This is a genomic window from Sphingobium sp. (assembly GCF_033795625.1).
Lineage (GTDB): Bacteria > Pseudomonadota > Alphaproteobacteria > Sphingomonadales > Sphingomonadaceae > Sphingobium.
Genome location: NZ_JARYGI010000142.1, coordinates 1 through 573, shown reverse-complemented (window position 1 = coordinate 573; position 573 = coordinate 1). Strand labels below are relative to the sequence as shown.

Genomic DNA, 573 nt, shown 5'->3' with positions numbered 1-573 from the left:
CGAACGCGACTTGCCCGGCAAATATTCCCCGAATGCCACGGGCACACTGCTGGTTCCGAACGCCAACGGCGCCGATTACCGCATGGGCTTCATGGTCGGCGACGGCGGCGGTGTCGGCAAAGGCCGTCAGATCGCCGCCTGCATCCTCGACCAATGGCATCGCGGCCGTCGCCGCGCCATCTGGATTTCCAAGACCGCCGATCTGATCGAGGACGCCCGCCGCGACTGGACCGCGCTCGGCGGCCTCGCGATCGACATCCATCCGCTCGATGCCTTCCCGCTGGGAGGACCCATCGCCCTCGACCAGGGCGTCATCTTCTTCACCTATGCGAGCCTGCGCTCGCAGCGCGACGATGGCGCTTCCCGCCTGCAACAGATCCTCGCCTGGCTTGGGACGGATTTCGAGGGGCTGGTCGCCTTCGACGAGGCTCATGAGATGTCCAACGCGGCCGGCACCGAGACCAAGTTCGGGACGCAGAAAGGGTCGGAACAGGGTCTCGCAGGCGTCCGTCTCCAGAACCTGCTCCCGCGTGCCCGCATTCTCTACAACAGCGCGACTGGCGCCTCCGATCC

The 573-nt window shown here is 66.3% G+C and carries 1 protein-coding gene; it reads left to right on the top strand.

Annotation, left to right across the window (positions count from 1 at the left end; genetic code table 11):
• Positions 1-573, top strand: a 573-nt coding sequence (locus QHC67_RS19060) for a strawberry notch-like NTP hydrolase domain-containing protein (RefSeq protein ID WP_319296738.1), incomplete at both ends; no start/stop codon positions are given.